The organism is Janthinobacterium sp. SUN100 (genome assembly GCF_030397705.1).
Classification (GTDB): domain Bacteria; phylum Pseudomonadota; class Gammaproteobacteria; order Burkholderiales; family Burkholderiaceae_D; genus Janthinobacterium; species Janthinobacterium kumbetense.
On sequence record NZ_JAPUBU010000001.1, the window covers coordinates 580,946 to 593,178 of the forward strand.

At 59.4% G+C, this 12,233-nt stretch carries 12 protein-coding genes and 1 pseudogene; 4 read left to right on the forward strand and 9 right to left on the reverse strand.

What is annotated here, in order from left to right; genetic code table 11:
• The first annotated feature begins 5 nt into the window (after positions 1 to 5).
• The gene (locus tag O0881_RS02355; RefSeq protein ID WP_289909937.1) at positions 6 to 1,451 is read left to right on the forward strand and encodes an amidase; all 1,446 of its coding nucleotides are present in this window, start codon (positions 6 to 8) and stop codon (positions 1,449 to 1,451) included.
• 19 nt (positions 1,452 to 1,470) lie between these two features.
• Here O0881_RS02355 and O0881_RS02360 read toward each other — a convergent pair whose 3' ends face one another.
• Positions 1,471 to 1,893: a DUF2061 domain-containing protein gene (locus tag O0881_RS02360; RefSeq protein ID WP_289904970.1), complete on the reverse strand. Its 423-nt coding sequence runs from the start codon at positions 1,891 to 1,893 to the stop codon at positions 1,471 to 1,473.
• 164 nt (positions 1,894 to 2,057) lie between these two features.
• Entirely contained in the window at positions 2,058 to 2,456 is a 399-nt protein-coding gene (locus tag O0881_RS02365) for a nuclear transport factor 2 family protein (RefSeq protein WP_289909939.1), read from the reverse strand.
• Positions 2,457 to 2,548: 92 nt separating this feature from the next.
• Here O0881_RS02365 and O0881_RS02370 point away from each other — a divergent pair, with 92 nt between their 5' ends.
• Entirely contained in the window at positions 2,549 to 3,133 is a 585-nt protein-coding gene (locus O0881_RS02370; protein WP_251348736.1) for a TetR family transcriptional regulator, read from the forward strand.
• 36 nt (positions 3,134 to 3,169) lie between these two features.
• On the opposite strand, the gene O0881_RS02375 is transcribed toward O0881_RS02370, so the two are convergent.
• Positions 3,170 to 4,573, reverse strand: a complete 1,404-nt coding sequence (locus O0881_RS02375) for a glycosyl hydrolase family 18 protein (protein WP_289909940.1) — start codon at positions 4,571 to 4,573, stop codon at positions 3,170 to 3,172.
• 248 nt (positions 4,574 to 4,821) lie between these two features.
• Positions 4,822 to 6,420, reverse strand: coding sequence for a PA domain protein (locus tag O0881_RS02380; RefSeq protein ID WP_289909942.1), 1,599 nt, complete (start codon positions 6,418 to 6,420; stop codon positions 4,822 to 4,824).
• A 150-nt stretch (positions 6,421 to 6,570) separates the two neighbouring features.
• Here O0881_RS02380 and O0881_RS29205 point away from each other — a divergent pair.
• Together O0881_RS29205 and O0881_RS29210 are read left to right on the forward strand one after the other, a co-directional pair.
• Positions 6,571 to 6,705, forward strand: a pseudogene (locus O0881_RS29205) (NAD(P)H-binding protein); the annotation flags it as partial.
• Positions 6,706 to 6,778: 73 nt separating this feature from the next.
• A complete protein-coding gene (locus O0881_RS29210) occupies positions 6,779 to 7,105 on the forward strand; it encodes a hypothetical protein (RefSeq protein ID WP_354670203.1) in 327 nt (108 codons plus the stop codon).
• Between the two features lie 142 nt (positions 7,106 to 7,247).
• On the opposite strand, the gene O0881_RS02390 is transcribed toward O0881_RS29210, so the two are convergent.
• From O0881_RS02390 to O0881_RS02410, 5 genes are all read right to left on the reverse strand, one after another.
• Complete coding sequence (locus O0881_RS02390) at positions 7,248 to 8,285, reverse strand: DUF4062 domain-containing protein (protein WP_289909946.1); 1,038 nt, start codon at positions 8,283 to 8,285, stop codon at positions 7,248 to 7,250.
• Between the two features lie 122 nt (positions 8,286 to 8,407).
• Positions 8,408 to 8,689, reverse strand: coding sequence for a hypothetical protein (locus O0881_RS02395; protein WP_289909947.1), 282 nt, complete (start codon positions 8,687 to 8,689; stop codon positions 8,408 to 8,410).
• A gap of 40 nt (positions 8,690 to 8,729) precedes the next feature.
• Complete coding sequence (locus tag O0881_RS02400) at positions 8,730 to 9,824, reverse strand: hypothetical protein (RefSeq protein ID WP_289909948.1); 1,095 nt, start codon at positions 9,822 to 9,824, stop codon at positions 8,730 to 8,732.
• A gap of 238 nt (positions 9,825 to 10,062) precedes the next feature.
• Positions 10,063 to 11,316, reverse strand: coding sequence for a hypothetical protein (locus tag O0881_RS02405; RefSeq protein WP_289909949.1), 1,254 nt, complete (start codon positions 11,314 to 11,316; stop codon positions 10,063 to 10,065).
• Positions 11,313 to 12,230 carry a zonular occludens toxin domain-containing protein gene (locus O0881_RS02410; RefSeq protein WP_289909950.1) on the reverse strand — a complete coding sequence of 306 codons (918 nt, stop codon included), beginning with the start codon at positions 12,228 to 12,230 and terminating at the stop codon, positions 11,313 to 11,315. Before O0881_RS02410 ends, O0881_RS02405 begins: the two co-directional genes overlap by 4 nt.
• Positions 12,231 to 12,233 lie beyond the last annotated feature (3 nt).

Below are 12,233 nucleotides of genomic sequence, written 5' to 3' on the forward strand. Positions count from 1 at the left end.
AACTGATGCAACTCCATGAATATACAAGCTTTGATGGCCTTGGGCTGGCCCAGCTGCTGCGCGATGGCGACATCTCGGCCGCCGAATTGCACGACGCGGCCGCGCGCGCCTGCGCCGCCGTCAACCCGCTGATCAATGCCGTGGTCGAGCTGTGGCCGGCGGATTTGACTGCCATCGACAGCACAGTCAACACTGCGCCGTTCGCCGGCGTGCCCTTCCTGATCAAGGACGTGGCCGTCACGATGGCGGGCCGGCGCAGCGAAGCGGGCAGCCGCCTGGGCGCCGGCCATGTCGCCGCATTTGACTCTCACCTGATGACGCAGTTCCGCGCAGCCGGCCTGGCGACGTTCGGCCGCACGAGCACGCCGGAAATGGCGTTTGCCACCACCACGGAACCCGTGCTCTACGGCGCAACGCGCAATCCCTGGAACCTGGCCTTGAGCGCGGGCGGCTCCAGCGGCGGCGCGGCGGCGGCCGTGGCGGCCGGCATCGTACCGCTGGCCCATGCGACGGATGCGGCCGGTTCCATCCGCGTGCCGGCCGCCTCGACGGGCCTGTTCGGCCTGAAACCGAGCCGTGGCCGGGTCTCGAACGGCCCCGCCATGGATGAAATCTTCAGCGGCCTGGGCGTGCAGCTGGGCGTGAGCCGCACCGTGCGCGACAGCGCCGCCTTGCTCGATGCCGTGCAGGGCGTGATGGCAGGCGAGCCGTATGTGACGAGTCCGCCCGGCCACAGCTGGCTGTCACAGGTGGGCGTGGCGCCGGGCAAGCTGCGCATCGGCGTGCAGCGCGCCGCCTGCAATGGCGCCCGGCCTGTACCCGCCATCGGGGCCGCGCTGGACACCACCGTGCGCCTGCTGCAAAGCCTGGGCCACCATGTGGAAGAAGTGTCGCCCGCGCTGGGCGTGTCGTGGGAAGCGTTCGTGCACGCGAATGCCGGCATCTGGTGCGCCAACCTGGTGCCGTGGATCGATGGCCTGGCGCAGGAGAGCGGGCGCGGCGTGTCGCTCGAGACCTTGGAAGCGGCGACCCTGGCCTGTTACCGCCATGGCAAAACGGTCTCGGCGGTGGACTTCGTGGCGGCCCTCGACGTGCGCAACACGGTCACGCGCCAGGCCGGCGCCTTGTTTGGCCAGTACGACGTGCTGCTGACGCCCACCTTGCCGGATATGCCGTGGCAACTGGGCCGCTATGGCGAAAAGGAGGAACAGCTCGACGGTGTTGGCTGGACGGCGCGCCTGTTCGAGCATTCGCCGTACACGCCGCTGGCGAACGTGGCGGGCTTGCCGGCCATGTCCGTGCCGCTGGGCATGTCAAATGAAGGTATGCCGATCGGCATGCAATTCATGGCCGGCTACGCCAGCGATGGCGTGCTGCTGCGCCTGGCGGGCCAGCTGGAGCGGGCGGCGCCATGGGTGCAGCGGCGGCCGCCCGTGTGGGCAGGGAGTTAGGAAGGGGAGAAGAGGAAGACTACAGGGCGGCGAGGCGGGCCGCGCCGCGGCTTTCCAGGCGAAAGCGGGCTTTTTCCCACAGCCGGTCGTGGAAGGGCAGGACGATCACGTTGCAGATCGGCTCGACCACGGCCAGCAAGCCGCCGAAGGCCATGGACCCCGTGGCCCAGTACATGACGCCGAAGGCCACGCCCATGTGCAGGGTGGTCTGGCTGAGCTTTTCGCCGGCCAGGGCGACAAAGCCCAGGCGGCTGGCGGCGTAGCGGCGGCGAATCGCGTGCCAGGCTTTTTCATGCCACGGCAACAGGGCAACGTTGATGATCGGTTCGATGATCGCGGCCAAGCCACCGAGCGCCAGGGACCCCGTCAGCAAGTAGGCGAGGCCGAAGGCGATCGACATGTGCGTGCAGACCTGGCTGAATGTTTTGATGGCTGTGAACAAGGGATGCTCCTTTCTGTTGAATTCGCTTATCCTTGATTTAGATAGTAACGATTCTCATTTACAAAAGGAAGTAAAATATTTCAACCGAACCCATAGATTGAGGCTATGGTTTGAGAAATATCAATTGCCCCTGCTGCGCGCACCTCCCGCAGCCGCCATGGCCATCAGCGTATCGCCGTCGCCTGCGACCACACGGCTTGCCAGCGCCCAGCGCGCCGCTCATAGCTATCGATATGCCAGTAGCGCGCGCGGGGCACGGCCTGGCCGGCGAAATGGATTTCAAGCTGGGCCTGGTAGCGCAGCACGGCCGCATCGCCATGCACGCGCACGGCGATCTCGCCCGGTTCCCAGCTCAGATAGCGCATGTGGCCCGCCGCGATGGCGCCCAGGTATTCCTCCCGCGACAGCAGGCTGCCGATGGGCGTGACCAGCTGAAAATCGTCGGCGTGCAGGGTGCGCGCCAGCGCCACGTCGCCGTCGACCAGCGCGCGCAGGCGGCCGCGTTCGATGTCGCGCAATTGGTCCTGCATGGCCGCCTCGGAGCCAGGGTGCTGTTCTTGCATGATTCCATCCTTCGCTGTGGGGATTGACACTTTGACGTAATTTGTCCAAAAACCATGTTGACACTATATATATAAAATGTCAATATGCCAGCATGTCACCCCACACCCTCAAGACCCAGCGCATACTCGACGCGGCCCTGGCCGTGTTTTGCCGCTATGGCTACCGCAAGACCTCGATGCTCGACATCGCGCAGGCAGCCGATATGTCGCGCGCCGCGCTGTACCTGCACTTCAAGAACAAGGAAGACGTGTTCCGCGCCGGGTCCGAACGGGCCCATGCTACCGTCATGGCGCAAGTGGCAGCGGCGCTGGCCGAACCCGGCCCCGTCTTCACGCGCATCGAAACGGCGCTGCTGGCATTCCAGCAAGGCTTGATGGCGGAAATTTCCGCCAGCGCCCATGGGCAGGAATTGTTCGACGCCAATATGACCCTGGCCGCCGACATCACCTTGACGGCGCGGGCAACACTGGTGGCGTCGCTGGCCGGCGCGCTGGAACAGGCCGAAGCGGCGGGCGATATTGCGCTGCGCCGGGTGGACGCGACCGCCGCGCAGGTGGCCGGTTTGCTGGTGGCCACCATGGATGGCATCAAGCATGCGCAAGGAGGAGGGGAGGCGTTGCGCCAGGGCGTGGCGCTGCACATGCGCTTGCTGGGCGCGGCGCTGCTGCGCATGTGAGCGGCCAAGCTCGCATGCGCAGTCGGGCCTGGGCCCTTACGGCAGGGTCTTCAGCACATTCTTCGTCGGCACGGAGAAATTATAGTTGTCGTGGCGGTCCCAGTTGATCGACCACGTCATCACGCCGCGGAAGTCCGGATACGCCTGCAGCGGCTTGATGGTGCCGCAATTGAGCAGGCGCGTCAGGCAATTCAAGGCATTGCTGACGTCGGCATTCGTCGTAAAGCCCGAACCGGCCGAGCTGCGGCCCGACGGCACGCCGAAGCCCACCTGGTCCGGACGCAGGCCGGCGAAGGTATTGCCGCCATAATTGAATCCCTCGATCAGCATGCGCGCCGTGGCCACCAGCTGGTCGGCCGAACCCGCCTTGATGGCGCCCGTCGCATACGGCGTGTAAATGTCGCCATTGTTGTAGTACTGCGGGTGCAGCACCGTCAGCTCGCTGCGCAAGGCGTTGATGATGGGAATGTAGGCGCCCCAGATGCTGCCATAGCTCGTGTATCCCCCTTCCACATACACCCACTCGGGCGCCATCGACAGGTAAAAGCTGCTGCCGACCTTGGTTTTCAGGTTTTTCACGGCGATCGGCAGATAGGTCTGGATGGCCGCGCCTTGCGCCACGCCGTTTTCCAGGTCCAGGTCGATGCCGTCGAAACCATATTTCGTGATGATGGCGTACAGGCTGTTGGTGAAATTCGTCGCTTCGGCCGTGTTGCCGACGGAAACGGAACCGTTTTGCCCGCCCAGCGACAGGATGACTTTCTTGCCCTTGGCCCGCTTGGCCGCCACGTCGGCGATGAATTGCGCTTCCGTGCCAGCACCCGGATCGATGGTCAGGCTGACATTGCCGCCGCCCGCGTTGTCGCCGAACGAGACGACGATCACGTCCCAGTCATCGCTGACCTGGCTGATCGGATACGTAGCGCCGCTGGGGTTGGTGAAGTTGTGCCAGTAGCCGATCAGCGCGTGCTTGGCCAGGCCGGTGGGCGTCGGCGTCGGTGTTGGAGTCGGGGTAGGCGTCGGAGTCGGGGTAGGCGTTGGCGTTGGCGTTGGTGTCGGTGTTGGGGTGGGAGTCGGCGTAGGTGTCGGAGTTGGGGTGGGCGTAGGTGTCGGGGTAGGAGTCGGCGTCGGCGTCGGCGTGCCGCAGTCTCCCACCGCCGTCCAGGGCTGGCCGCTGCCGGCGGCGCCGCTGCTGGTCGATGGGTTATTTCCTTGCGTCCACCAGTTGGCCGTGTAATTGACGTAGTTGTAACTGGCCTGGCCGCCGCCATTGTAGGCAGTGCCGCTATTCCACGGCGTGTAGCAGGCCACTGCTGCGGTCGCGCCGGCCAGCAGCTGGCTTGCGCCCCCGCTGGATCCGTCGCCGCTGCCGCCGCCGCAGGCCGCCAGAGTGCCGCCGAAGAGGGTAAGGATGAGGGTATTCATGACTGTCCGGTTCATTGCATCTCCTTGTGTATTTTTTAGCATGGCCGGGCGGCTGGACACCGTCCGATTTTTCAGAGTGCAAGCATTGCAGGTGGTAGTCAACTGGTTTTGTTCTTTGCGCAAGATCACAATACCAGTTGCGGCATTACCCCAGGAGATGGGCAATGCGGGCCATACCAGTGCCTGTTTTCCAGTGCGCTGGTATGGTGTCCGGAATGGCGCCGGAAGCAGGGCGGGGAAGGGAGGTGAACGCCTGGCAAGGTCTATGGCACCGTTTCCTTGCGCAAATCGGCATACGGCACGCGCGACAGGTCCAGCAGCATTTGCGTCAAGGCCACGGTCTGGCGCTGCATCAGCCGGTAATCCAGCCGGGTCACGCTGTCGATGCCATAGTAGAGCAAATAGGTCGGTTGCGTGATGTAATGCACCGTGGGAATGCGCTGCGCCTCCCATAAATACTGGCCTGCGCCAGGCCAGGCGGCATGCTTCGGACCGCCATCGCCCGCAAGACTGGAGGCTGGCAGCACGAACGCGGGCGCCGCATCGGCCTGCTTCAGCATGGCGTAGGAGGCGTCCATCAGGGCAGGCGTGCGCGGCGAAAACACGGCGGCCGGCTCGAACCTGCCCGTGAGGTGCAAGTAACTATTGCTGTCAGGCAGCACTTCCAACGCGCCCAAGTTCCCGATGGTGAGCATCGTGGCGATACCTTGCATCAAGCCATCGTCCTGGTGGCGATCCATAAACTGCTTCATGCCCACGCCGCCCGCGAAATGGCCGCTCGTCAACAGCAGCATGACGCTTCGCGGCAAGCTGTCCTGCGGCAGGCGCGCCAGGTACTGGGCCATGTCGACGATGGCGTTCGGTCCATTGTCTTCCAGCGCGTTCGTGCCATCCGTGTGGCTGCCCAGCACCATCAATTCCGCGGACTTGCCGGGAATGATGCCGACCAGGTTGCGCGTCTGCACCTGCCGCACAGTGGCAGCCATGGTCAGCCGCAAGACAGGCGCCGTGCCCGCCAGCACGCTTTCGCGCAGGCGCCGACCCCGGTCACGGTCGATAAACATGCCGGGCAGCTGGCGCACTTTGCCGTCGTAAGGCGCATACAAGCCGTTCATCGACATGGGCGGCGTATCGAGAATGACGATCACGCCCGCCGCACCGGCTGCCTGCAGGCTGTCCAGCAAGGTGATGAACGGCCCCAGCATCTGGAACTGGCGCGCATACGGCGTGTCCGGCCCCATGGCGTGGTCCGGATCGTGGACATGCACGGCGGACCGATGGAAAACCTTGCCCGTCCACGCCACGGCGGGCATGTCGACGAGCACCAGCTTGCCGGCGAGGCTGGCATCGGGACTGGCCCCCGGCGCCAGATAGGCGATGCGCCCCGTAATGCCGGACGGCGGCGTCACGCCCGAATACGGAATGTAGCCAGCCGTGGGCAGCACGCCAGACCTGTCGTCGTGGACCACTTCCAGGCCCCAGTCTTCCGGCTTCACCGACCATTGCCGGAAACTGACCGGTTCAAAGCGCAGTTGTTTGACACCGGCGCGCGCCAGGCGTTCATGCAGGACGTCGATATACGCTTCATGCCGGGGCGAACCCGTGGCGCGCAGGCGGCGTTCGTCCAGGTCGACTTGCCAGTCCACCAGTTGTTTTCTAGACAGGAATTGCGTGGCATCGACCGTCACGGCAGCCGACGGCGGCAGGGCGCGCGCAGGCCAGGGACCAGGCTTGCTGGCACAGCCGCACAAGGCGGCCGCGATGGCCAGCGCGCCGGCAAAGGACAGGAAGCGCCGGCAAGGCGGTAAAAGCAACGCCGTGCGTGCAGGCTGCCGGGTCGTGCGGATATTGAGACTTCTCATGCAAAATAGTCGGCAAATGCCTGATTTCATTGATATTGTAGGTATTGGAATACTTCTCACGGACGGCAATTTACCACGAGACAAGTCGCCAGGCCGGCACGTCTTACCGGATTCCATGTCCTGGTTAACGCCAATCTGCTGGGCGACGACATGGAAGACCCGGCCAACAGCATCATTTCCGCCATGCGGACCTCCGGTGTCGAACGACTGGTTTTCATCCTGTCGATGGGCATCTACGGTGAAGCTCCCGGCACATTCGGCGAATGGACCAACGCCAGGCTGGCGCAACACCTGAAACTATTTCGCCGACACCATCGAAGCGCCGGGCTTCGCATACATGATCATGTGTCCAGCCTGGATGACGAACGAAGACGAAGTCGACGACGAACGAACGACGCGCCGCGCGCCACTCAACGGCACCGTGGTCTCGCGCAGAAGAGTGGCAGACCTGATCGCAAACATCATCGCAGCGCCAGACTTGCACCTTCGCGAATCTGGGCGTGAACAAACCGCACACAGACGAGGACAAGCCGTATTTCATGCAGCTAGTTCAAGCGCGGCTGCGCAGCATCAGCAACAGCGGCGCGCAGAGGGGGAAAATCGCATTTGCGATTGGGGAACTGGCAAAATGGAGGTTTTCTCAAATCCATCCATAACTTCGCATAATTTATATTATGTCAAATGAGAAGTGGAAGTGGAGACTACTTCTAGTAGCCCCGACGACTCATAAGTGGTTTCATAATGGAGGCGATGCCGAGACTACCACTTCAACTGTCCCGCTCCGATAATTACACAATGTCATTGACAGGCATCGCCGAAATTAGCTATCAATCTTTCCGTATGGCTCGAAGTTGCAGCATCACATTGTCCCCGTATGGCGTAAGAGTCCAATATGTAGAAGTATCCTTTACGCTTCTACTGCGTGTGCTTTTAGTGATTAAACCCAGTGCCCTGAGCTGAATCTTAATGGTCTGAAAGTCATCCCACTCAAGCTTGAAACTCATCAAATTATAGTTCCCGAATTTAGGATCGCTCTTGATTAAATCTTGTGTTGATTCAGATTCGATTAATGAATTAATTCCTGTGATAAATTCGACCTCAGAAGCTTCATCTATCATCAATGGTGAAATACTCGCAAATATAGCATCCCATGTTAGTGCGATGACTGAGGTGTATGACTTTCCCATGTGCGCATATTGACTTGAACTTGCGATAAACGAATAGTGAAGCTTAATTTCATCGTCACCATTTGCTAAATCTTGAGTGCCACTAGGCGCCGAGGTTCGCAAAGTACTTAACTCTATCTGCAACTCATCAATGCGATTTCGTAGGTCCAGCATTTCTTTTGCGGCGCCTTCCGACGGCACCATATCTCCTCGAACCCACCCAACGGCAGGCGTGGAGCTGATAAGCTTAACAAGACTTCGACTAACTTGACTACCTAACTCAGCAGGACTGGAATAAAACCGACATGGTTTTGCCTTTACAAGTTCTTTGAATGCATTAAGCTTAGCCTTTCCTTCCTCACTTGATTCAGTTAAGCCGACAGCTATTTTTTCAGGCTCCTTATGAATAAAACCAATAATTGGCTTACCTGATTCCTTAGCATAACGAAATTCCATTTCTGTATAACTTATTTTATCTGGGCCAATAGATCCGTATCGACCGGCGACAACAATAAGGTAATAATCACAGTCATCAATCACCTTTTTAATGAGCGTCCATTGATCCTCGTCTGCCGCCGGAAATAATTCCATGCCAGCCGGAATGGCATCTAACTCCAAAAGGGCTTGCATTATTTCTTTTCGCTCTTCCGTCAAATCAGAATAAGTTGAGCTAATAAAAACTTGATATCTTTTATCCATGTTATTATATTTCCGCATCAATTATAAATTATGTTCTAATCCGATTTATTTTTCTTGGAAATACAAATCGAAAGCTCCCTCTAGCATACATTTAAACATAATTCCACTTTCCTCGATAGAAATTATTTATCAAAATCGCCGCGTTTGGCTCGTTGGCAGATACCATAGCAACGAATTTCATCCTTAAAACATCTTTCACAAACCCGTAGTCGCAGGCAGTACCTGGCCTGTTGAACCGCCCATTTCGGGACGCCAAGCATATACATGAAATCGCCAAGCATCCTAGTCCGGTTGACGGCCCGCCAGTTGGTTCGCCTGGAGTTGCGAATAATCCAGTACTGATTGCGGAACTCATCCTCGATTTGCTCAAGTATTCGCAGTGAATTATCGTCAAAATTTGCCATGTCACCCCCCTCCTTCCCGTCAATCAAGGTGGAGTAACTGTCAGAACGGACAATCGTCCACCACCTGTGGCAGTCCCGGTGAGGTCGCCAGATACACGACGCCGAGATTGTTGTTGCACCAAGTCTGTAGGCCGTCCATACAATGGCCGGAAAGCGCCTGGAATGCGACCTGCGCAGCGCGCAGCATGTTTGTACAAAACGGCACCCGCCATGCATCGACCTCCGGCACCACGATGCCCCTGGAGCGGAAGTAGCGTTTCTGGTCAAGCGCCCTGCACTGCATTTCCTTGCCGCAGTATTTCGCTATGTAACTGGCAAGCTTGTGCGCCCCACGCACGCCGAAGCCAAAACGGTTTGGGTCGCGGACGTGAACTTGGCCCATCTGTTCACCGTTCGGGCCGCGCCCCAGGATGCCTTGCCAGATCGAGCGCAGCAGCGCATACATCTGCCGTCCGGCGACCGCCACATGGAAATGCAAGGCGCCACGGGCCTGTTCCTCAATGACCGCTACATAATGAAATTGTTTATGCTTACCAAGTTTTCGACAAAACGCCTTCCAGTGCTTTAATGCAAGCTCGCGGTCCAACATGTTTTCTCGATAGGTCAACGTCACCATGCGATCAGCGCCGATTTGCTTGCAGCAAAGGCGCACATTCTTTTTTGCGCGCCTGCCCGCATCGTCATCATTCGCTTCGCGCTGGCTCGATTCGCCGCGTTTCGCCTGTGGTTTGCGCCGCAGCGCTGGACCGATAAAGAAACGTTCCTTAACGACAGTGACTTCGCACTGTCCGTCTGGAAATACACGGCGTCGCGCCGTATAGGTATCGTTCCAGGTATTCTTAATACCATCATCGTTCCAATAGCTGGGCCTGCTTATATCAATATCTTGCTCGACAGAAGAGAAATCTATTGACGAAATCGAGCTTTCATCATTTAATTCATTCATTCGGTACTCCTGTGTGGCAGGGTTATCGAAGACTCCAAGCATTTTGCCGATGCTTGGAGTTTTTTTATGGAAAAAGAGAATCAAGTTCTTTAATGCAAGTGCCGAATCTCCTGTGGTGTGCTTAAGTGTCCCTAATATAAATTTAGGCCGCCTTGCGGCGGCCGCCGCTGCAAGCAGCGCGACCGCCACTCGTTGCCTGTTGATAATGTTGTCTTCATGAATGGGGCCTGTATTCGACGTGATACACTTGAGAAATAAATAGCGCTAAAGTCTGCCCGCTAAAACTTTTTAAACTATGCGGGTCGCCCGCATCGAATACCGCCTCAGCCAATGGGCTGTTACCCCAACGTCCACCGCCGATTCCAGATACCCAAAAGATTTTGCCCGCCCTGCGGGCCGCTTGTACTGTCAAGGCCATTCCAGGCCGCTAATTGAGCGCGGAAGCCACGCGGGCGCTCAGGATTAGTACCAAGTCCGTATGCGAGTCGGAAGACGTGCCACCGGCCCAGGAGCGCGGTAGAAATGAGAATCCACTATTGGCTGTAGTTGAGCGCGTGTCGTCCAGGCCGCCAATAATCACCACGTCGCCATCGGCTATGGTCACGGACGTTTTCACCTGGCGCTTGAGCAGCGTGGGCGAACCCGTCACGCCATTGACCGTGGATTGAAAGGACGATACTTGCCCGTCGACGGCCAGCGACAAGCGCCCGGGCCCAGCGACACGCGGCGTCACATCGAGAATCACGCCCGATGGCCGGTAGACGATGTTTTGCACGGCATTGCCCTGATTATCGCGGCCCGAACTGGCGATAGTGGGCGTTTCATCCCCGACTGTCAGCAACAAGTGTTCCGCTTCGTCGCCCAGGACACGCGAATTCGATACCTGCTTGAAGCGGCCATCGGCACGCAGCGCGTCTAGCACCAGCTGGAAGCCACCCGCCGATACGCTCAGCGATCCGGTTGTCGTGGAAAAGGCCGCGCCAAAACGGGCGGCCAGCGTGGATGCCACCAGAGACAAGCCCCTTGAGGTGGAGTCGGAGCGCAGCACCTCGACAAACGATGCGGACACCTCGACGGTGCGGCCCCGTTCATCGAGTGCCTCGAGCAAGCGGCGCGCATCGGCTGACCGTGCGGCGGGCACGGAGAGCGCCACGGCGACACCGGCCAGCCGCGCATACGGCGCACCAAAGGCCGCATTGAGAGCGGTGACAAGGAATTCGGCGGGCCGGTGGCGCGGCGCATAAAGCTCGACCACATCGAAGGCGGCGCCGTCGCGTTCAGGCGGTGAGACAGCGGCGGAAGCGGAAGCAAGGGCCGCTTGCGGTAATTCGGGCGCAGCCTTATCAGCGCTGGCGGGGGCCATTTCCAAGTAATACACCCCGTCTTTGATTCGTGTTCGGATGCCCTGCGCCTTCAGCAACCCATCGACAAAGGCGGGCACCTCTTCCACCGGCAAGGATTTGATGTTGATGCTGAATTGCCGGTCCAGGGCCAGTACCTCCGGCGAAATCACATAATCGCGCATCAACAGGTTTTTATACGTCGCCTGCATAAAGGCTACAACAGGCACCGCGGCAAAATTGAGGGTAATGGTGGACGGTCCTAGCGGCTGCGCCGCAATGGGCAGCGAAGCTGCAAGAAAAATCATTGGAAAAAGCAGAACCCGAAACAGCCGATTCATTGCACACCTCCCCTCACCCATAAGTCAGGCGCGATTTGCGCCTCATACCCGCCCGGGAAAACCTTGAATTGCTGCGGCTGGAAAATCACCCTGCCGTCTGAAAGGAGCAAGGTAATTGCTCCCTCGTGATTGAAATAGCCGCGCGCGGTGACGGTGGTGGAAAAGGTGCGCGTGTCGACCGCTGGCGCGGCAACGACAGGAGCAACCGCGCCGGACGCAGGATCTTGTAGGCTCTTGCCGCCGATACTGTGCGTTAGAACGGAATAAGCGCGGGGGACGAATACGACACCGAGGACCATGGCCAGCACAGGAATAAAAACCCATATCGGCAAGCGGAAGCGCTGTTTGGTATGGACTTCGGCAGACTTGTACCAGGTGTAGGCCTTTTTCGGATAGGCCCAGTAACTCTTGACCGCGTTCTTGAGCCCACCCAGGCCGTCGTTGCACGCATCAAATTCGTAGACCATGGCGCGCTGGCCACCGAACAGGCGGCGAAAATGCTTATGCTTGCCGACCAGGGCGCGCACGGAGCCGTCCATTAGCTTGGGGTGCTGCGTCGTCAGCCAGATATCGAAGCCGTTATGCCGGTGGACGTTCAACCACGCCACATGCGGCAGCGGTTTTGATTGAGTGGAGCGTGGGGGAAACGCGCACTGGCATTCATCGATAATCACGAGGGAGCCATGTGGCATGGCTTGCCAGTCCGGAATGACCTCCGACAGTCCGAGCTGCCCAACGGTGACGGAGACCAGCGGCATGGCCGCATGTGGCAGGGATAATTCAGGGATGCCGTGCACGAAGATCGGCCTGGCCTCTTCCGGATGATGCTCCCACCGGCCCACGAGCGCGGCTAACTGCTGGACCATGGAGAGCGTTTTGCCTGAGCCGGGCACGCCAGTGTTTAGCTCGATCATGGC

Bases quoted from the DNA above. Each gene is read 5' to 3' on its own strand.
- O0881_RS02355 (WP_289909937.1), top strand. From the start codon at position 6: ATGCAACTCCATGAATATACAAGCTTTGATGGCCTTGGGCTGGCCCAG.
- O0881_RS02365 (WP_289909939.1), bottom strand. From the start codon at position 2,456: ATGCAAGAACAGCACCCTGGCTCCGAGGCGGCCATGCAGGACCAATTG.
- O0881_RS02370 (WP_251348736.1), top strand. From the start codon at position 2,549: ATGTCACCCCACACCCTCAAGACCCAGCGCATACTCGACGCGGCCCTG.
- O0881_RS02375 (WP_289909940.1), bottom strand. From the start codon at position 4,573: ATGAACCGGACAGTCATGAATACCCTCATCCTTACCCTCTTCGGCGGC.
- O0881_RS02380 (WP_289909942.1), bottom strand. From the start codon at position 6,420: ATGAGAAGTCTCAATATCCGCACGACCCGGCAGCCTGCACGCACGGCG.
- O0881_RS29210 (WP_354670203.1), top strand. From the start codon at position 6,779: ATGACGAACGAAGACGAAGTCGACGACGAACGAACGACGCGCCGCGCG.
- O0881_RS02390 (WP_289909946.1), bottom strand. From the start codon at position 8,285: ATGGATAAAAGATATCAAGTTTTTATTAGCTCAACTTATTCTGATTTG.
- O0881_RS02395 (WP_289909947.1), bottom strand. From the start codon at position 8,689: ATGGCAAATTTTGACGATAATTCACTGCGAATACTTGAGCAAATCGAG.
- O0881_RS02405 (WP_289909949.1), bottom strand. From the start codon at position 11,316: ATGAATCGGCTGTTTCGGGTTCTGCTTTTTCCAATGATTTTTCTTGCA.
- O0881_RS02410 (WP_289909950.1), bottom strand. From the start codon at position 12,230: ATGATCGAGCTAAACACTGGCGTGCCCGGCTCAGGCAAAACGCTCTCC.